19 protein-coding genes are annotated in these 18,695 nt (G+C 73.2%); 11 read left to right on the plus strand and 8 right to left on the minus strand.

Translation table 11 applies throughout. The features are described 5' to 3' along the window. The first annotated feature begins 331 nt into the window (after positions 1-331). Both ACIQGQ_RS03965 and ACIQGQ_RS03970 read left to right on the plus strand, forming a co-directional pair. Complete coding sequence (locus tag ACIQGQ_RS03965; protein WP_402390331.1) at positions 332-757, plus strand: hypothetical protein; 426 nt, start codon at positions 332-334, stop codon at positions 755-757. A gap of 288 nt (positions 758-1,045) precedes the next feature. Further along, complete coding sequence (locus tag ACIQGQ_RS03970) at positions 1,046-2,227, plus strand: methyltransferase domain-containing protein (RefSeq protein WP_402390333.1); 1,182 nt, start codon at positions 1,046-1,048, stop codon at positions 2,225-2,227. Here ACIQGQ_RS03970 and ACIQGQ_RS03975 read toward each other — a convergent pair. The 3 genes from ACIQGQ_RS03975 to ACIQGQ_RS03985 all read right to left on the minus strand — a co-directional run bounded on the left by ACIQGQ_RS03975 (position 2,220) and on the right by ACIQGQ_RS03985 (position 5,340). Further along, positions 2,220-3,455: an MFS transporter gene (locus ACIQGQ_RS03975; RefSeq protein ID WP_402391927.1), complete on the minus strand. Its 1,236-nt coding sequence runs from the start codon at positions 3,453-3,455 to the stop codon at positions 2,220-2,222. The two genes, ACIQGQ_RS03970 and ACIQGQ_RS03975, sit on opposite strands and share 8 nt — an antisense overlap. Before the next feature lie 89 nt (positions 3,456-3,544). After that, the gene (locus tag ACIQGQ_RS03980) at positions 3,545-4,156 is read right to left on the minus strand and encodes an ArsR/SmtB family transcription factor (protein ID WP_402390336.1); all 612 of its coding nucleotides are present in this window, start codon (positions 4,154-4,156) and stop codon (positions 3,545-3,547) included. Between the two features lie 80 nt (positions 4,157-4,236). Continuing rightward, a complete protein-coding gene (locus ACIQGQ_RS03985; RefSeq protein WP_402390338.1) occupies positions 4,237-5,340 on the minus strand; it encodes a DUF4037 domain-containing protein in 1,104 nt (367 codons plus the stop codon). 117 nt (positions 5,341-5,457) lie between these two features. Between ACIQGQ_RS03985 and ACIQGQ_RS03990 the strand changes: the two genes are divergently transcribed. The 5 genes from ACIQGQ_RS03990 to ACIQGQ_RS04010 all read left to right on the plus strand — a co-directional run bounded on the left by ACIQGQ_RS03990 (position 5,458) and on the right by ACIQGQ_RS04010 (position 10,132). Next, positions 5,458-6,252, plus strand: a complete 795-nt coding sequence (locus ACIQGQ_RS03990) for an inositol monophosphatase family protein (protein WP_402390340.1) — start codon at positions 5,458-5,460, stop codon at positions 6,250-6,252. A gap of 205 nt (positions 6,253-6,457) precedes the next feature. Continuing rightward, positions 6,458-7,045 (plus strand): class I SAM-dependent methyltransferase, encoded by a 588-nt coding sequence (locus tag ACIQGQ_RS03995; RefSeq protein WP_402391930.1) that lies wholly within the window; start codon positions 6,458-6,460, stop codon positions 7,043-7,045. A 36-nt stretch (positions 7,046-7,081) separates the two neighbouring features. Further along, entirely contained in the window at positions 7,082-8,035 is a 954-nt protein-coding gene (locus ACIQGQ_RS04000; protein WP_402390343.1) for an N-acetylmuramoyl-L-alanine amidase, read from the plus strand. Positions 8,036-8,225: 190 nt separating this feature from the next. Then, positions 8,226-8,996, plus strand: a complete 771-nt coding sequence (locus ACIQGQ_RS04005; RefSeq protein WP_402390345.1) for a hypothetical protein — start codon at positions 8,226-8,228, stop codon at positions 8,994-8,996. A gap of 125 nt (positions 8,997-9,121) precedes the next feature. Further along, positions 9,122-10,132: an LLM class F420-dependent oxidoreductase gene (locus tag ACIQGQ_RS04010; protein ID WP_402390346.1), complete on the plus strand. Its 1,011-nt coding sequence runs from the start codon at positions 9,122-9,124 to the stop codon at positions 10,130-10,132. 20 nt (positions 10,133-10,152) lie between these two features. Here ACIQGQ_RS04010 and ACIQGQ_RS04015 read toward each other — a convergent pair whose 3' ends face one another. The 5 genes from ACIQGQ_RS04015 to ACIQGQ_RS04035 form a co-directional block, all read right to left on the minus strand. After that, on the minus strand, positions 10,153-10,938 hold the full coding sequence (locus tag ACIQGQ_RS04015; protein ID WP_402390349.1) for a maleylpyruvate isomerase family mycothiol-dependent enzyme: 786 nt from the start codon (positions 10,936-10,938) through the stop codon (positions 10,153-10,155). Positions 10,939-10,978: 40 nt separating this feature from the next. Next, a complete protein-coding gene (locus ACIQGQ_RS04020) occupies positions 10,979-11,548 on the minus strand; it encodes a hypothetical protein (RefSeq protein WP_402390352.1) in 570 nt (189 codons plus the stop codon). 131 nt (positions 11,549-11,679) lie between these two features. After that, the gene (locus ACIQGQ_RS04025; protein ID WP_402390354.1) at positions 11,680-12,753 is read right to left on the minus strand and encodes a prenyltransferase/squalene oxidase repeat-containing protein; all 1,074 of its coding nucleotides are present in this window, start codon (positions 12,751-12,753) and stop codon (positions 11,680-11,682) included. Beyond that, positions 12,750-13,505, minus strand: a complete 756-nt coding sequence (locus ACIQGQ_RS04030) for a class I SAM-dependent methyltransferase (RefSeq protein ID WP_402390357.1) — start codon at positions 13,503-13,505, stop codon at positions 12,750-12,752. The genes ACIQGQ_RS04025 and ACIQGQ_RS04030 overlap by 4 nt, the downstream gene beginning before the upstream one ends. A gap of 63 nt (positions 13,506-13,568) precedes the next feature. Further along, positions 13,569-14,876: a glycosyltransferase family 4 protein gene (locus ACIQGQ_RS04035; protein WP_402390360.1), complete on the minus strand. Its 1,308-nt coding sequence runs from the start codon at positions 14,874-14,876 to the stop codon at positions 13,569-13,571. 249 nt (positions 14,877-15,125) lie between these two features. Here ACIQGQ_RS04035 and ACIQGQ_RS04040 point away from each other — a divergent pair, with 249 nt between their 5' ends. The 4 genes from ACIQGQ_RS04040 to ACIQGQ_RS04055 all read left to right on the plus strand — a co-directional run bounded on the left by ACIQGQ_RS04040 (position 15,126) and on the right by ACIQGQ_RS04055 (position 18,695). Beyond that, entirely contained in the window at positions 15,126-15,737 is a 612-nt protein-coding gene (locus ACIQGQ_RS04040) for a TetR family transcriptional regulator (RefSeq protein WP_366296586.1), read from the plus strand. 248 nt (positions 15,738-15,985) lie between these two features. Further along, entirely contained in the window at positions 15,986-16,576 is a 591-nt protein-coding gene (locus ACIQGQ_RS04045) for a fasciclin domain-containing protein (protein WP_402390362.1), read from the plus strand. 240 nt (positions 16,577-16,816) lie between these two features. Further along, positions 16,817-17,167, plus strand: coding sequence for a DUF4190 domain-containing protein (locus ACIQGQ_RS04050; RefSeq protein WP_402390365.1), 351 nt, complete (start codon positions 16,817-16,819; stop codon positions 17,165-17,167). Positions 17,168-17,453: 286 nt separating this feature from the next. Continuing rightward, on the plus strand, positions 17,454-18,695 hold the full coding sequence (locus tag ACIQGQ_RS04055; protein ID WP_402390368.1) for a substrate-binding domain-containing protein: 1,242 nt from the start codon (positions 17,454-17,456) through the stop codon (positions 18,693-18,695).

Below are 18,695 nucleotides of genomic sequence, written 5' to 3' on the forward strand. Positions count from 1 at the left end.
CAGTGGTGTTCGTATCCCTTCTTCCGGGTCGAGTTCATCTCCGGCCCCCCCCCCCCCCCCCCCCCGGCCGGACGGAGAACATCCCGCCGCCGCCAGACGCGTTCTGCTCCCGCGCAGAACACCTCACCCCGGGGAACGCACGCGCCGGACCAGCGCGAACATTCACGCGGAAACCTGCTCGCAGAAAACCGCCTCATGGGCTCCTGGCTGCCCCCGGTGCTGCGACGATTACCAAAGGTTGCCAAATCGGACGCAAGCGACGGCACCGTCCTCGCAGCACGTCCGCCTGCCGTCCTCCCCCATGCCCAGGACCCCAGCCAGGAGCCCCCACATGACACACGCCTCCCCCGAGCAGTCGCCGCCCGGGACCGAGCACCTGCCTCTGGACGTCGAGACCGCGCTCGCGGCCGCCGAGGACGCCCTCGCCCTCCGGCTCGGCACCGTCACCCGCGAGGAGATCGACGTCCGGACCGCCGAACTGGTCGGCCGGGTCGGTCTCTTCGCCGACGAGGTGCTGGACCGCGCGCTGACGCCCGCGTCCCGCTCCGTACGGTGGGAGGTCGACCAGCTCCTCGCCTCCACGCCCCGGGGCGGCGCGCTCGTCTTCGCGTCCTACCAGCATCTGCACGACCTCGCCCGGATGCTGCGCCGGCTCGCCAACTCCGTTGCCGGGCAGGGGGCCGGGCCGGTCACCGCCGCCCCTCCGGCCTCCCCGGCCTCCCCGACCGCTCCCGTCGAGGGCGGGGTGACGGCATGAGCGTCGAGGTACAGCCCTGGGAGTACGCGACGTTCGCACCCTCGGGACACATCTGCCCCGCCTGTCTGGAGCCGGTCCAGCCGTCCGACCGCTGTCTCCGGGGCAGTCTCCCCCGCCAGGGCGGAGGGCCGGTCACGCTCTACCGGCACATCGACTGCGCGCACCCGCGGAGCCCGTCGGTCCGGCCCCGACGAAGCCGCTGACCCGCCCGCCGCGACGCACGTCCCGCCCGCTTCCGGGGCGCGCCGTGGTGCCCGTACCCGCCCGAACCACCCGCTGGGAGCACGTGTGAGCAATCCGACCGACCTCGACCGGGCCCGGCCGCACATGGCCGCTCTCGCCGACGCGCTGGCCCGCGACGGCGCCATCCGGACGCCCGCGTGGTCGCAGGCGTTCAGCAGTGTGCCCCGCCATCTCTTCGTGCCGCGCTGGTACGTCCAGGAGCGGAACGAACGGGGCATCAGCGTGTGGCGGGAGGGCCACGGCGCGGCCACCGACGACGGCCTCGCCGCCGCCCACCGCGACGAGACGCTGGTGACCGCACTCGACCCGGACACCGCCGAGCGGGTCGACGACACCGCGTGGACCGGCGTCCCGACCTCGTCGAGCACCCTGCCCCGGCTCATGGCCGGAATGCTCGAAGACCTCGGCGTCGGGGACGGCCACCGGGTCCTGGAGATCGGCACCGGCACCGGCTACAACGCGGCCCTGCTCTGCCACCGGCTCGGGGACCGCCTGGTGTCCTCCGTCGACATCGATCCGGCGGTCGTCGACACGGCGCGGGACCGGCTGGCGGTCGCGGGCTTCGCGCCACGGCTCGTCCCGGGCGACGGCATCCGGGGCAACCTCACCGGCGACCGGTTCGACCGGATCATCGCGACCTGCTCCGTCCCTGCCGTACCCGCCGCCTGGATCGGGCAGAGCAGGCCCGGCACCATTCTCGTCACCGACATCGCCCTCGGCATTGAGGGCGGGCTCGTCCGCCTGGAGGTCGACGAACAGGGGCGCGCCCTCGGCCACTTCACGACGACCGGCGGCCGCTTCATGCCCGCCCGCACCGACGCCCGTACGTACGCGGCGCCGCGCCGGCCGAGGCCCGCCGCCGGGACGGGCGTCCGGCGGTCGCGGGTCACCGCCGCGGACGTGCGCGCGCACTACGCCTTCCGCCTGGTCCTCGCGTTCCACCTGCCGGGGGCGGAGATCGTCCACCACCTCGACGACACCGGGGCCCTGGCGTTTCAGATCCAGGGCCCGGACGGTTCGTGGGCGCGTACGCCGCTGGTCGGCGAGGACACCGGCACCGTCGCCCACGGGGGCGATCCCGGCCTCTGGTCCCGGGTCGAGGACGCGTGGCGCTGGTGGAACGGGGCGGGCCGCCCGGCCCACGACAGGTTCGGCTACGCGCGCGAGGCGGACGGCACCGCGCGCGTCTGGCACATCCCCGACGGGACCCGGTGGAACGTCACGTGACGGGCTCCCTCGCTTCCGTACCGGCCGCGATATGTCTCGTACGGTCCATCTCCCGCCACTCCCGGCGCAGTCCGGCCAGGTTGGTGGTGAGGAAGTACAGGATCCCGCAGGTCAGCAGTACCGGTGTAAGACCGGCGGCGGCCACCGCGGCACCGGCGAGCAGGCCGCCGAGCGGGATTCCGGCCCAGGCGAGCGAGTCGCCGAGGGCGTTGACCCGGCCCAGCATGTGGCGCGGGACCCGTTCGAAGAGGACGGCGCCCAGGACGGGGTTGATGAACCCGGCGCCGAACCCGCTCACGACGAAGACCGCCAGCACCGCCCCCAGCGGGACATCGGCGGCGAGGACCAGGAACCTCGGCGCCCCGGCCAGCAGGAACCCGACCAGCACCACCGTCCGGCGGTGCAGCCGGTGCGCGAACGTCGCGGCGATCAGGCTCCCGGCCACCGCCGCGGCCCCCATCACACTGCCCATGAGGCCCATCGCGGCCGGTCCGTTGCCGGACTCCCTGGCCCAGACGGGGAGGAGCACCGAGCCGATCGCCGCGTCGAGCAGGTTGGTGATGGCGACCATGACGATGACGGTGAGCAGCAGCGGCTCGCCCCGGAGGAAGGTGAAGCCCTCGCCGAACCGCTTCCAGTAGCCCGGCTCCTCCGCGTCGTCCGGTCCCGGTTCGGCCGCCTCCGCCGCGCGTCCCATGCCGCGCGGCAGCACCAGCGCGACGACCACCGAGCCGCTGACGAGGCAGACCGCGTTGACGACCAGTCCGGTCAGCGGGCCCACCAGCGCGACCAGGGCGCCACCGGCCGCCGGGCCGATGGTGGAGGCCAGCCGCTCGACCACACCGGCCAGGCCGGTGGCCCGCTCCAGCGGCACCGCGCCCCGGTCGGCGGCCTCCGGCACCATGACCTCCTTGGCCAGATCGCCGGGCCCGCGCGCCGCACCGATCACCGCGACCAGCGCCAGCAGCAGCGGGAAGGTCAGCAGGTGCAGGACGTGGAACAGGGGGATCAGAGCGGCGGCGGTCGCGCTCGCCAGGTCGCTGGTCCAGGAGACGACCCGGGGGCCGGCCCGGTCCACCACCGGCCCGGTGAACGCCTTGACCAGGACGTAGGGCGCCATCTCGCAGAAGACGACCAGGCCGGTCCGGGTGGCGCTGCCCGTCGTGACGAGCACGAACCAGGGCAGGGCCACGAGGGAGATCCGGGTGCCGGTCAGGGACAGGGCCATGGCCGTCAGCACGCCGGACAGGGGTCTTAAGGACCGTGTTCCGGGCAGTCGGGCGGCCGCGGCCTCCGTCGCGCCGCCCCCGCCCGCCGTCACGACTCCTCCGGATCGGGCAGGAGATAGGTGATGACCTCGACCCGCCCGGCGCCCTCGGGAGCGGTCGCCGCCGCTTCCGGGCTGTCCCGGCGGTAGCGGCCGACCACGTCCCACAACTCCTGGCGCAGGGCGGCGGCTTCCTCCGGGGTGAGCAGCAGGCCCACATCGCTCATGTCGAACGTGTTCTGCCAGGCGGGGGGCATCGTCTGGAGTTCGCCGAGCGTCCGCTGGATCTGGAGGGTGTGGAGGGCGGCGACCGACTGGAGGTACGCCAGGACGGCCTCGGGCTCCTTGACGGCCAGTTCCCGGCCCCGCAGCTCCGTCGTCCGGTGGACCGAGCGCCACCAGCGCTCCCGCGCGTTGCCGCGCTCGGTGTCCTCCTCGACGAATCCGGCCGCGCCGAGCTGGCGCAGGTGGTAGCTGGCGGTGCCGGAGTTCACCCCCAGCCGCTCCGCGAGCCGGGTGGCCGTCGACGGGCCGTGCTTCCGCAACAGCCCCACCAGCCGGACCCGCACCGGGTGCGCCAGGGCGCGCAGCCCCTTGGCGTCCAGAACAACCGATTCCGCTTCTACGGCGGGCCCGTCCGGGCCCTTCCACTCGTCTGCCATGCCGCACACACTAGACCGCAAAGAGTTCTTCGCAAAGAGTTGTTCGCGAAGAGGTCTTTGCGGTTAGGTGAGTGGCCGGCTCAAGGACGCGGGACGCCGAGGACGGCTCGGGTGGCGGCCCGCGTGGCCGCCGGGTCGGTGAGGACGTCGGTGCTGTCGATGAACTGGTCGACGGCGCCGCTCACCGGAAGGGCCCGCACGGCCGGGTCGGTGATGCGCGCGGTGAGGGCGTCGGCGAAGCGTTCGGCGCGCAGCACCCGGTAGGGGCGGCTGTGGTACGGCCGGGTGGCCGGGTCGACGGGATCGGTGAGGGCCAGCCGGTTGTGCAGGGCGGCGACCGTCCCGTAGGCGCGGCCGAGGTACGTCTCCCGCTCCTGCGGGTCGGTGGCGGCGAGCGCGGCGGTGAGGTGCGGAGCGAGGGCGGGCGCTCCGGCCGTGCGGGCGAAGGCGGAGCCGAGCCATTTGGCGTACGGCGGGTAGCGGCGGTCCATCAGCAGGCAGAGCCGCATCAGGTCGCGTACCAGCCGGGCGGCGACGACGGCCGATCCGAGCGCGTCCCCGACCTCGGCGCACCGGCCGACGAACGCCTCCTCCTGGGAGATCCGCCGCCACTGGCAGGCGAGGAGGTGGAGCCAGAGATCGTGCGGATACCAGTCGAGCGCGGTCCGGGCCGGGACGATCCGGCCGAGCCCGTCGTGGAGGACGGCGCCGGAGGTGACTTCCGCGAGGCGCTGGGTGGGGGTGGCCAGCCAGTCCTCCGTGCCGACGCCCTCCCCCGGGTCGAATCCGAGCCGCGCGGCGAACCAGGCCGCCGGGTCGGTGATCTCGACGCCGTGCCGCACGGGCCCGTCGGCCGCCCGCATGACCCCGATGCCCGCCTCGCCGGTGTCGGCGAAGTGGGTCGGGAAACCGTGGACGGTCCTCGGCAGGCGGTGGGAGAGCAGCGCGTCGATCCGGGCTCCGTGCCGGGCGACGTCCTCGGGGTCCAGGAAGAGCTGGAGGCGCGGGCCCCAGTCGTGGTCCGCCGAACGGGCCGTGTCGAATCCGAGCACTTCGGAGCCGGCGCCGATCCGGGCGGCGGAGTGAGCGAGCCCGGGGGCGGCCTCCTCCAGCAGGGGGCGTACGGCCTCGGCGTAGAAGCGGCGGCAGAGTTCCAGACCGGGCAGGAAGGCGGGGGCGTTCATTCCGGGCACGATGCCAAAACGGGGGCGGCGCGTCGAAGAGAATTCCCCGCGAAACGCCGCGCCGCCGGGCCCGGCCCGGTCAGGGCGACCCGCGGGACGGCCCTTAACCTGCACAACATGACTGATCCATACGCGGGTTCGGACGATGTCTCGGTCGCGACGGCCGGGGCGCGCGCGGGTGCGGACGTGGTCCGGGAGCTGTACGGCCGACGGCTCGACCGCATCGACAAGGGCGCCGGGGACTTCGCCACCGCCGCCGACGTGGCGGCCGAGAAGGCGATCGTCGACGTCATCCGCGCCGCCCGGCCCGATGACGGGGTGCTGGGCGAGGAGGGCGGGCGGCAGGGGGTGGACGGGGCCGTGCGCCAGTGGCTGGTGGACCCCCTGTGCGGGACGCTGAACTACGCGGCCGGCACCCTGCTGGTCGCCGTCAACGTGGCGCTGCGCGACGGGGCGGCGGCGGTGGCCGACCCGTTCGGCGGCGAGGTCTTCTCCACCGACGGGAAGACCGCTTGGATGCGGCGCGACGGGGCCGACGAAGCGCCGCTGACGCCCACGTCCGCCACCCGGCTGGTCGACGTCAACCTCGATCCGCCGTTCCCGAACGCGCCGGAGTACCGGGCCGTGGAGTTGCTGGCCCACCCCGGGTTCGTCGCGCGGTTCCGGCCGCGCGTCGGGTCCACGACCCTGGCGCTGGCCTGGGTGGCCGCCGGCAAGCGCGCCGCGTACGTCACCGACGGCGGCGACCTCTCCGGAAGCGTCCACTTCGCGGCCGGGATCGCCCTGTGCCGGGCCGCCGGCTGCGTCGTCACCGGCATCGACGGCGCCCCGCTGGGCGAGTCGGGCCGCGGGCTCCTGGCCGCCGCCGACGAGGAGACCCACGGGCTGCTGCTGTCGATGCTGCGCCGCTGAGGCCGGGGCCGCGTCGGCCGCCCCGGCCCCGGCCCCGCCCGTGCCCCGGTGCGGGGCATGCGGCACGATGGGGCGCCGCCCCCGGGCGCGTAGCCGTACCCGTCGTCACCAGGAGGAACCCGTGTCCGCCGCGTCAGTTGCCGAGCCGTCTTCCGTCGAGCCGTCCCCGGAGATCCTCGCCGCCTTCCGGGCGGCCAAGGGCTTCATGCCGGAGGGCGAGGGGCTCGCGCTGTACGCGGCCGCCGTGGAGGGGGCAGCGCTGGGGCTGCCGGTGCTGGAGGTCGGTACGTACTGCGGGCGTTCCACGATCCTGCTCGCCGACGCCGCGCGGGCGGCCGGGGTGACGGCCCTCACCGTCGACCACCACCGCGGCAGCGAGGAGCAGCAGCCCGGCTGGGAGTACCACGACCCGGCCGTGGTGGACCCGGAGGTCGGGCGGATGGACACGCTGCCCACCTTCCGCCGGACCCTGCACGCGGCCGGTCTGGAGGAGCACGTGGTGGCGCTGGTCGGACGGTCGCCGCAGGTCGCGGCCGTCTGGGGCGGGAAGCTCGGCTTCGTCTTCATCGACGGCGGCCACACCGACGAGCACGCCACCGGCGACTACGAGGGCTGGGCGCCGCACGTCGCCGAGGGCGGGCTGCTGGTGATCCACGACGTGTTCCCGGACCCGGAGGACGGCGGGCAGGCCCCGTACCGGATCCACCAACGGGCTCTGGCTTCCGGCGCGTTCACCGAGGTGTCGGTGACGGAGTCGCTGCGGGTGCTGCGGCGGACCGGCCCCGGCATCTGAGACCGGGCCGCCCGGACGCCCCGATAGCATCGCGTGATGCCGTACGACGAGAGTGTTTCCCCCACCCGCCGCCGCCGTACCCCGACAGCCGTCGCGCTGGCCGCCGTGTGCGCGCTGGGCGCCGCGGGGTGCGGCGCGGGCGAGGCCGGCGGTGCCGGAGGCGGCGCGGCCGCCGGGCCGCCTCCGAGCGGTACGGCGTCCGCCGCGTCCCCGTCCACGTCCGGGGCGGCCGAGCCCTCCGGGCGGGCCTCGCCGTCGAAGTCACCGTCCCGCACCACCGCGCCCGCCTCCGAGCCGCCCGCGGGCACCGGCTCCGGACCGCTGTCCGGCCGGACCGTCGTCATCGACCCCGGGCACAACCCGGACAACCACCTGCACACCCGCGAGATCAACCGCCAGGTGGACATCGGCACCACCCGCAAGGAGTGCGACACCACCGGGACGTCGACCGACTCGGGTTACGCGGAGGCCCGGTTCACCCTGGACGTCGCACACCGGCTGCGCACCCTGCTCCGGGCGCAGGGCGCCAAGGTCGTGCTGACGTACGACGACGACCGGGCGTTCGGGCCGTGCGTGGACGAGCGGGCCCGGATCGGGAACGAGGCGCGGGCCGACGCGGTGGTGTCGGTGCACGCGGACGGTTCGGCGGTCGGCAACCGGGGCTTCCATGTGATCGTCCCCGGGCTGGTACGGGGCGGGGCGGCGGACACCTCGAAGATCGTCGCGCCCTCGCGCGACCTCGGGGCCAGAATCGCCGGTCTCTTCGTCCGCGCCACCGGAAGCGCGCCTTCCAATTACATCGGCGGCAATACGGGATTGGACACCCGAAAGGATCTGGGCGGGCTGAATTTGTCGACCGTGCCCAAAGTGTTCATCGAATGCGGCAATATGCGAGACCCGAAGGACGCCGCCCTGCTCACCAGCGCGGGCTGGCGCCAGAAGGCCGCACAAGGCATCGCGGACGGCATCAGCAGCTATCTCGACCGTTAGCAAGAGGTGGTTCTGCGGCGAAATCGGGGGGATGTGCGTCCGTCTTCCGGGCAAGGGCACAACCCGCCCCGGCAGACGATAGATTCATCCGTACGATGGGGGCCGCCCCCAGCTTCGTACCGAACCCGCCGTATCCGTACCGGTGGCAGCGACGACCGCCCCGACGAGACGACCGACTAAGGACCTTCACGTGAATATCCGCTCCCTCACACGAGGCGACGGCGTGGTGATCGGAGCAGCGGCCGTGCTGTTCATCGCCTCTTTCCTCGGCCGCTTCAGCTGCTCCTCGGGCGGCTGCTTCAGCACGAACGCCTGGGACAGCCTCGGCCTCCTGATGAGCGTCTACATCGCCGGCATCATCGCGGCGGTGCTGATCATCCTGAGCCGCGCGACTCCGGGCCGCAAGGTCGCCGGATTCGACCTCGGCCAGTTCGGCGCCGCGCTCAGCATCTTCGCCGCGTGGACCGCCCTGTGGACCCTGCTCGGCGCGGGCAGCGCGGGTGCCGGCACGATCCTGGGCCTGCTCGCGGCTCTCGCCCTCGCGGGCGGCGCGGTCGCCACTCCGCTGGTCCCCGCGCTCAAGGCCCCGCTGATGAGCGCCCCCGCCCCGAACGCCGCGCAGCCGCCGTTCGGCGGGCAGCCGGGCCAGCCCGGTCAGCCCGGTCCGGGGTACGGCTACCCGGGCGGCCAGCAGCCGTCGTACGGTGGTCAGCCGCAGGCCGGCCAGCCGGACCCGAACGCCACCCAGCAGGCGTCTGCCGGTGACTTCACCCCGTTCTGGTTCGCGGTCCCGGTGGCCCGCCCGCTGTACGGGGAGGACGGTTCGCCGACGCCCATCGCGGAGCTGGCACCGGGCACCTGGTACCTCGCGGTGGAGCAGCGCGGTCCGGGCCTGGTCGCCCAGACCCAGGACGGCCGTCGCGGCGTCCTCCAGGACACCACGGGCATCCAGCGCGGCTGAGCCGACGCCGTCCCGCGCACCGCTTCAGCGGCCCCTCGCCCCTTCCGGGCGAGGGGCCGCTGCCGTACCCTCCGTACCGCGTCATTGATCTGACGTATCGTCAGGAATCTGGGGAGGCGGCGGACATGAGGCTGGGACTGGCGCTCGGGTACTGGGGCCGCGGCCCGAACCCGGCCCATCTGGAGCTGGCCCGGGAGGCCGAGGCGCTGGGGTACGCCTCGGTGTGGACGGCGGAGGCCTGGGGTTCGGACGCCTTCACGCCGCTGACCTGGATCGCCGCGCACACCTCCCGGATCCGGCTGGGCACCGCCCTCGCGCAGATGGCGGCGCGCACCCCGACCGCGACCGCCATGCACGCCCTCACCCTGGACCACCTCTCCGGCGGCCGGATGATGCTCGGCCTCGGGCTGTCCGGGCCGCAGGTGGTGGAGGGCTGGTACGGACGGCCGTTCCCGAGGAGCCCGCTGACCGCGACCCGGGAGTACGTCGACGTCGTCCGGCAGGTGCTGCGGCGGGAGGCCCCGGTCACGCTGGACGGCCGCTTCCACTCCCACCCGTACGCCGGTCCGGACTCCACCGGGCTCGGCAAGCCGCTGAAGCCGATCACCCATCCGCTGCGGCCGGGGCTGCCGGTGCTGCTGGGGGCCGAGGGGCCCAAGAACATCGCGCAGACGACCCGGATCGCCGACGGGTGGCTGCCGCTGTACTGGTCGCCGACGCGCACCGACGTGTACGCGGCCTCGCTCGACGGGCTGCCCGACGGGTTCATGATCGCGCCGATGGCCCGCGCCCTGGTCTGCGACGACGTCGCCGAGGGGCTGCTGCCGGTGAAGGCGATGCTCGGTTTCTACATCGGCGGCATGGGGCACGCGGCCCGCAACTTCCACGCCGACCTGATGGCGCGGATGGGGTTCGAGGAGGAGGCCCGCCGCATCCAGCGGCTCTTCCTCGAAGGGCGCAAGGAGGAGGCGGTGCTGGCGGTGCCGGACGCCTTCGCGGACGAGATCTCGCTGGTCGGGCCGCGGGAGCGGATCGCGGAGCGGCTGGAGCTGTGGCGCGGGGGCCCGGTGACCGACCTGCTGGTGACCGCACCGGACCCCCACACCCTGCGGGTGCTCGCCGAACTCAACGCCTGAGGGCTGTCCCGGCCGGGCGCTCAGAACTCGGTGTTCTTCAGCCAGAGGTCCAGCACCTCGCGGTCGCCGATCACCTCCACCCCGTCGTGGTCGACGGGCAGGCGCCGGTTGAACACCAGCAGCAGTTCGGTGAGCGGGGCGCGCAGGGTCACGTCCGCCTTGCCGTGGGCACGGCGCCAGCTGTAGCCGTCCTCACCGAACCCGACCAGCCACTCGGCGCCGGGCGCGTCGGTGGCGTGGAGGTGGAGGGAGTGGCCGGTCCCGGCGCCGGGGGCGGTCAGGCCCGCCGCCCGCTCGCTGCCCGAGGACTGCACGAAGTCGACGATCTGGAGCCACTCCTCGATCGTGTCGGCGGCCAGCTCCGGGTCCACCTCGAAGCCGGTGCCGGTGGTGAGCGCGGCATCGGCGTGGTGGACGATCGTCTCGTGGGCCATCCGGCGCGCCCAGAAGCCCGTGCTGCCCTCCCAGGCCCAGGACCACACCTTCACCTCGGGGCCCGCGTCCCGCAGAGCCTCGACGGCCGCTGCCGCACCCTCGGCCAGCCAGGCGTCCAGCGTTTCGGCGTCCTCGTCCGCCGGGGTGGCGTTCGGCACCCGGTCGGGCGGGATCACCTCGGCGGAGCGGGTACGGACGATCTCGGCGACCCAGTGGTGGACCTGGCCGATGTGGTGGGCGAGTGCGCGCAGGTCCCATTCGGGGCAGGTCGGCACGGTGGTGGAGAGGTCGGCGCCGCGGATCGCGGCCCGGAAGGCTTCGGCGCGGCTGGCGATCTCGGTGCAGTAGCGGTCGTGCGTGAGTGAGCTCATGGCTCCACCCTAAGCATGACGGAGGGTGGAACGCCCGTGTTTATCCGCCGAGTTGGGACGTGGTCGGCACCTTGTCCTTCACGTCGGCGCCCGCGCTGCTGCCGGCCGACTTGATGTTGTTGATCACGCTCTCGAAGGCACCGATGTCGCCCTCGCCGGCCTGGCCGTTGCGGAGCTTGCCGGCGAGCCCCTTGAGCGATTCGATGCCCGCGGTCAGCGGGGCGACCGCCTTGGCGAGCAGCGGGTCGCCCTTGGCGTTCTCCGTCGCCGCCTTGAGCCGGTTGTAGGTGAAGCCGCCCGCGAGCCCGGCCTTGACCAGGGCGAAGGTCCGTCCGTCCGCGCCCTTCTTGAACTTGCCCGCCCGGTACGGCTTCACGATCCACTGGTACGTCGCCCCGGCCGCGAGGCCCGCGTTGGCCACGAACCGGGTCTTGGCGAACTTCTGCGCCTCGGCGGACGAGGTGGCGCTCGGCGAGGCGGAACCGGAGCCGCTCGCGCTGCCGCCGCTCTTCCCGCAGGCGGCGGCCCCGACGACCAGGGTGCCGGACAGCAGCAGCGGCAGGAGCAGACGGCGGACCGGCGCCGGGGCGGTCGGGGCTGAACTGGACACGGCGGGCCCTTCTGACCAGGGCGTCGGGGCGGACCCCCGACGGGTGGCCGCTGCGGCCACTCCCGGTCAGGCTGCCCCGGCCCCGGACGGCCCGCCAGCCGGGGCGGGCCGTCCGGGTCCGCGGACCCGGCTCAGCGGCAGCAGTCCGGCTCCAGGCCGTGCGGGAGGTGTTCGCCGCCGAAGACCGCCGTGGTCGCCTCGTGGCCGCCGAGCGCGGCCACCGCGAGGAGCAGGGAACCGGCCGTCCAGGTGGTGAGCTCCTGGGGCCAGAAGGCCCGGTCGCCCTCGAAGACGTACCCCGTCCAGTACAGGCCGCCCTCGGCGCGCAGGTGCTGGATGGACTGGAGGATCTCCAGCGCCCGGTCGGACTCGCCCACCGCCCAGAGCGCCAGGGCGAGTTCGCAGCTCTCGCCGCCGGTCACCCAGGGGTTGGGCACGACGCAGCGCACCCCGAGGCCGGGGACGACGAAGCGGTCCCAGCCGGCGTCGATGCGCTTCCTGGCGGCCTCGCCGGTGACCGCGCCGCCGAGGACCGGGTAGTACCAGTCCATCGAGTAGTGGCTCTTGTCCAGGAAGCGTTCCGGGTGCTCGCGGATGGCGTGGGCCAGCGCCCCGGCGGCCAGCTCCCAGTCGGGCTGGGGCTCCTCGCGGCGCTCGGCCAGGGCGAGGGCGCAGCGCAGCGCGTGGTGGACGGAGGAGCTTCCGGTGAGCAGCGCGTCGTGGACGGGGGTGCCGTCGGGTTCGCGCTTCCAGCCGATCTCGCCGCCGGGCCGCTGGAGGCCGAGGACGAATTCGACGGCGGCGTAGACGGTCGGCCACATCCGGTCGGCGAAGGCGTCGTCGCCGGTGGCGAGGTAGTGGTGCCAGACGCCGACGGCCACGTACGCGCAGAAGTTGGTCTCCAGCGAGCGGTCGGTGGGCCGGGCGGGGTCGCCGTCGTGGTAGGCGGCGTACCAGGAGCCGTCCGGGTTCTGGTGCCGGGCCAGCCAGTCGTAGGCGCGGGCGGCGGCCCCGTGCTCGCCGGCCGCGTCCAGGGCCATGGCGGCCTCGGTGTGGTCCCAGGGGTCGAGGTGGTGGCCGCGGAACCAGGGCAGCGCGCCGTCCTCGCGCTGGACGGCGAGGAGCGCGGCGACGGTCTCGGCGGCCTGCTCGGCGGTGAGGACGCCGGGCAGGACGAGGTGTTCGGTCTGCTCGGGTACGGTCACGCCTCGGCCCTGGTGAGGTCCTGGGCGGCGGCCGCGGGGAGGTGGGGCTTGGTCGCGTAGGCGACGAAGCTCTTGCCGACGACGGGGTTGAGCAGTTGCTCGGCGACCCGGGTGGCCATCGGCTTCTTCATGATGTCCCAGACCAGCAGCTTGTGGTACGCCCGCACCGGCAGCGCCTTCTCGTTGTCGACGCCGAAGGCGCACTTGAGCCACCAGTACGGCGAGTGCAGGGCGTGCGCGTGGTGGGTGCCGTACGGCTTGAGTCCGGCGCCGCGCATCTTGCCGAGCAGTTCGTCGGCCTTGTAGATGCGGATGTGGCCGCCCTCGACCTCGTGGTACGCGTCGGAGAGCGTCCAGCAGACCTTCTCGGGGCCGTAGCGCGGGACGGTGACGGCGATCCGTCCGCCGGGCCTGAGGACCCGGACCATCTCGGCGAGGACGCCCTTGTCGTCGGGGATGTGCTCCATCACCTCGGAGATGATGACGACGTCGAAGGAGGCGTCGGGGAACGGCAGGTTGAGCGCGTCGCCCTCCATCGCGGTGGCGGTGGCGCCCTCGGGTGCCTCGCCGGCCTCCTTCATCGCGGCGAACCACTTGGCGACCTCGCGGATCTCCTCGCCGTTGCGGTCCAGGGCCACGACCTGGGCGCCGCGCCGGTAGCACTCGAAGGCGTGACGTCCGGCGCCGCAGCCCAGGTCGAGCACTCGGTCACCTGCGGCGAGCGGGAAGCGGGTGAAGTCCACGGTCAGCACGAGTGCCTGCTTTCGCGGTCGAGGGGGTGGGTCGGGGTGGGCGGGGCGGATACGGGGACCGGGTCAGCGACGGCCGCCGGAGCGGGCCGCGATCGCCTCTCGGTACAGGTCGGCGGTGCCGATGGCGGCCCGCTTCCAGGTGAAGCGGGCGAGCACCCGGTCGCGGCCCGCGGCGCCGAGCCGGGCGCGCAGCTCCGGGTCGCCGAGGAGCCGGCCGAGCGCGTCGGCCAGGGCGCCGGGGTCGGCGGGCGGGACGGCCAGGCAGGTCTCGCCGTCGGGTCCGGCGACCTCGGGAATGGCGCCGCCGGTGGTGGCGACGAGCGGGGTGCCGGTGGCCATGGCCTCGGCGGCGGGCAGCGAGAAGCCCTCGTACAGGGAGGGGACACAGGCGATCTGGGCGCCGCGCACCAGGTCGACGAGTTCGGCGTCGGTGATGCCCTTCACGAACTCGACGACGTCCTGGAGGCCGTGCCGTTCGATGGCCTGGGCGACCGGGCCGTCCTCGGCCCGCTTGCCGACGACGACGAGGTGTGCGCGCGGGTTCCCGGCGCGGAGCTTGGCGAGCGCCTCGACGAGGTGGACGAGGCCCTTGAGCGGGACGTCGGCGCTGGAGGTGGTGACGATCCGTCCGGGCACCTCGGCGACCGAGGGATCGGGCGACCAGAGGTCGGTGTCCGCGCCGATGTGCACGACGTGGATCCGGTCCGGGCGCACCCCGAGGTGGTCGACGATCTCCTGCCGGGAGGAGCCGGAGACGGTGAGCACCGAGGGCAGGCGGCGGGCGACCCGCTTCTGCATGCGGGTGAAGGCGTACCAGCGGCGCACCGAGGCGCGGCGGCGGCGGTCCTCGGCGGCGGCGAGCTCCAGTTCGCGGTCGACGGTGATGGGGTGGTGGATCGTGGTGACGAGCGGGGCGCCGAGATCCGCCAACAGCCCGTAGCCGAGCGTCTGGTTGTCGTGGATGACGTCGAACTCGCCGCGCCGGGCGGCGAGATGGCGGCGGGCGCGGAGGCTGAAGGTGAGCGGCTCGGGGAAGCCGCCGGTCCACATGGTGGCGACCTCGGTCAGGTCGATCCAGTCGCGGTACTCGCCCCGGCCGGGGGTGCGGAAGGGATCGGGCTGGCGGTAGAGGTCCAGGCTGGGCAGTTCGGTGAGCGGGACGCCCTCGTCGAGCACCGGATAGGGCTGGGCGCCGATCACTTCGACGTGGTGGCCGAGCCGGGCGAGTTCGCGGGAGAGGTGGCGTACGTAGACGCCCTGACCTCCGCAGAAAGGATTGCCCTTGTAGGTGAGGAGTGCGATGCGCAGCGGGCGGTCGCCGGACGCGCCGTCACCCGCGCGGGGGCCCGACTCTATGGCCTCAGCGGTCACACTCGGCCCCCTTCGTCACTGCGTTTCCGCCGGAGCGTAACCGCTCGCGCTAATCTAGAACAAGTTTCAGACTGGATCGTTCAATATCGTTCAATGAGCTACGAATCTACCGGCAGGTAGCGTCGGTGCAACGGCCGGATCAGGTGATTCGCGCCACGACCTGGCACGCTGGCATGCTGTGCGCCGCCGGGGGCCGACAGCGTCCCCCCGCCGGTAGCGGACAGATGCCATGAAGGGGGACGGGGAGACATGACAGCGGAAGCCAAGCCTGCGTCGCCGCCCCTGACCGAACGCCAGGAGGCCCGCCGCCGCCGCATCCTGCACGCCAGCGCCCGGCTCGCGGGCCGGGGCGGCTTCGAGGCGGTGCAGATGCGGGAGGTCGCGGAGGACGCCGGGGTCGCCCTGGGCACGCTGTACCGCTACTTCCCGTCCAAGATCCACCTGCTGGTCGCCACCATGCAGGACCAGCTCCAGCACCTGCACTCCACGCTGCACCGGCACCCGCCGGCCGGGCGCGCCCCGGCGCAGCGGGTCGCGGACACCCTGATGCGGGCGTTCCGCGCGCTCCAGCGCGAGCCGCACCTGGCGGACGCGATGGTGCGGGCGCTGACCTTCGCGGACCGCAGCGTGAGCCCGGAGGTGGACACCGTCTCGCGGATCACCACGGCGATCATCCTGGACGCGATGGGACTGGAGGACCCGACGCCGGAGCAGCTGTCCGCGGTCCGGGTCATCGAGCACACCTGGCACTCGGCACTGATCACCTGGCTGTCGGGGCGGGCGTCGATCGCCCAGGTGAAGATAGACATCGAGACGGTGTGCCGGCTGATCGACCTGACCAGGCCGGAAGAAGCCCCGTAACGCCCGCCCGGCGGCCCGGGATGCGGTCCGGAGGGATGGCTGCCAACCTGGTGGAGGTGCACGCCGTGCCCCGGTCCGTCACTCGGCCGGGTGCAACGGGCCCGGTGGAACGGACCCCGGGGCGGCACCCCGCAGGCGGGCCGCGCGGATGCCCCCGCAGCGCCCCCCACGTTCACGTACAGAACGTGACAGGTGACGAGTCGAACGTCACTCATCCCATCTGACCCCTTCCAGAAGGGTCCACCGTCATGCAGATCCGTCGCTCCCATGCCTTCGTCGCCGCAGCCGCCGCAGTCCCGCTGGTCATGGTCGGCATGGCTCCGCTGGCGTCCGCCGACGCCTCGCCGAAGCCCGCCCACTCGGCCAAGACCTTCGGGACCGGCTGCTCGTCCATGCCCACCTCGGGCAAGGGCAGCGCCGCCGAGGCGGCCAAGAAGAAGACGGGCGATGCCATCGCCGACAACAAGGACCTCTCCAAGCTCCACGACGCCCTGAAGAAGTCCGGTCTGGACAAGAAGCTGAACGACGCCACGCACGTCACGGTGTTCGCTCCGACCAACGCGGCCTTCGACAAGCTGTCCAAGACCGAGCTGGACTCCCTCATGAAGAATCCCGACCAGCTCAAGAAGGCGCTCGAGTACCACGTGGTCGACAAGAACATCACCCGCACCGACCTGGCCAAGGGCTCCTTCACCACTCTTGAGGGCTCCAAGATCACGACCTCGGGCTCCGGCGAGAACTACAAGGTCAACGGCACCGCCACCATCACCTGTGGCGACATCGAGACCATGAACGGTCACCTCAACCTCGTCGACAGCGTTCTGATGCCGACCTCCTGACGGGACGTCAGACGCTCCGGAGCCCCGGGGCTCCGTCGGGACGCGGACCGCGGACACGGTCCACGTCCGGGCGGGGCCCCGGGGCTCCGCCGGTCCACTCCCGGCCCACCCGGAAGGGCTTCTAACACAGGCGGTGACCGTACCGCAGCCCTTTCGTCACATTCTCCTCACTCTTTGGCTCGAACACGCGTTTAAGTTCCCTTTACCATGGCTGTGACCAGCACCTATGGAGAGGGAGACATGACTGATCAGTCAGGCATCGCAGGCGGCACCTCAGGGCCCCAGGCCCCGGGCGGACCCGGATTCGGCGTACAGCCGCCGCCCGGATACGGATACCCCGGCGGCGCCCCGCTGCCCAGCGGCAAGGCGACCGCCTCGATGGTGCTCGGCATCCTCGGCCTGCTGGTCATCCCGATCATCCTGCCGATCATCGCGCTGGTCCTCGGCATCTCCGCCAAGAAGATGGCCGACCGGGGCGAGGGCGGCGGCCGCGGCCAGGCGGTCGCGGGCATCGTGATGGGCTGGATCGGCGTCGGGTTCGCCGCCCTCGGCATCATCGCGGCCACGATCCAGGCCTTCACCGCGATGTGACGGGCCACCGCCCGCACCTCGCGGAAGCCGCGCCGGGGAACCGTACGATCCGGTTCCCCGGCGCGGCTTCCGCGTTCCCGGACGCGGAGTCCGGCGTACCGGTGCGGGCTTCCGGGTAGCCGTGCGCGGGCCGGCGCGTACTGGCACGCGGCTTTCGCGCCGCGGCTCCATGTGCGGCACCCACATGGGCATCGCGCCAGGTGGGGCGCCCGGCACCATATCGACGGCGGCGCGGTGTTCATACGGTTCGGCGACATCACATGAACACGCCGAGGAGCCGGTCACCATGCGTCGCAGAGCCACGGGCATCCCCCGTCACCGCGGATCCCTCTCCACCGCCCTGTCACTGGCCTGTGCCGGTCTGCTGCTGGCCGGGTGCACCGCCGCCGGGAAGGCCGGTGAGAGCGGCTCGGGCGGGGACGCGAAGGACTCCACCGTCAAGGTGGGGCTCGTCTACTCCCGGACCGGGCTGCTCGCGGACTACGGGAAGCAGTACCGGGACGGCTTCATGGCCGGCCTGGACCACGCCACGAACGGCACCCGCAAGGTGGCCGGACACCGCATCGAGGTCGCCGAGCAGGACGACGCGGGCGACCCCGGCAAGGCGGTCGCCGCGGCCAAGACCCTGATCGGCAAGGGCTACAAGGTCCTCGCGGGCACCACCGACTCCGGGGTGGCGCTCCAGATGGCGCCGCTCGCCGCCCAGAACAAGGTCCTCTACATCAGCGGACCGGCCGCCACCGACGCGGTGACCGGCATCAACGACTACACCTTCCGCTCGGGCCGCCAGTCCTACCAGGACATCCTCACCGCCGGATCGATGCTCGGCGACGCCAAGGGCAAGAAGGTCACGGTGCTGGCCCAGGACTCCACGTTCGGCCAGGCCAACGTCGCCGCCGTGAAGGCGGTCCTCGGGGCCGGGGGCGCGAAGGTCGGCTCCGTGATGGCCCCGCCCAGCGCCACCGACCTGACCCCGTTCGCCCGGCAGGTGAAGGCGGGCCGCCCCGACCTGGTCTTCGTCGCCTGGGCGGGCTCCACCGCACCGGCCCTGTGGACCGCGCTGGACCAGCAGGGCGTGCTGGAGGCGGGCAAGGTCGTCACCGGGCTCGCCGGGACCGCCTCGTACCCGGTCTTCGGGGAGGCCGGCACCAAGGTGTCGTTCCTCGCCCACTACTTCCCCGGGGCGGGCGGCGGCAACGCCGTGGAGAAGACCATGCTCGACGCGGTCACGAAGGCGGGCGGCACCCCCGACCTGTTCACCCCCGACGGGTTCACCGCCGCGCAGATGGTGGTGCGGGCGATCGAGAAGGGCGGCGCCTCCGACACCGCCGCCATGGTCAAGGCCCTGGAGGGCTGGAGCTTCGACGGGGTGAAGGGCAAGGAGCAGGTCCGGGCCGAGGACCACGCCCTGGTGCAGCCGATGTTCGTCGCGAAGCTCAAGGGGAAGGGCGCCGCCGCCACCCCGGAGCTGGTGGACACCGTGCCCATGGCCGAGGTCGCGCCGCCCGTGACGCCCGCGGCGGGCTGA

Origin of the sequence: Streptomyces sp. NPDC092952, assembly GCF_044754785.1 — a bacterium.
In the GTDB taxonomy this organism is placed as follows: Bacteria; Actinomycetota; Actinomycetes; order Streptomycetales; family Streptomycetaceae; genus Streptomyces.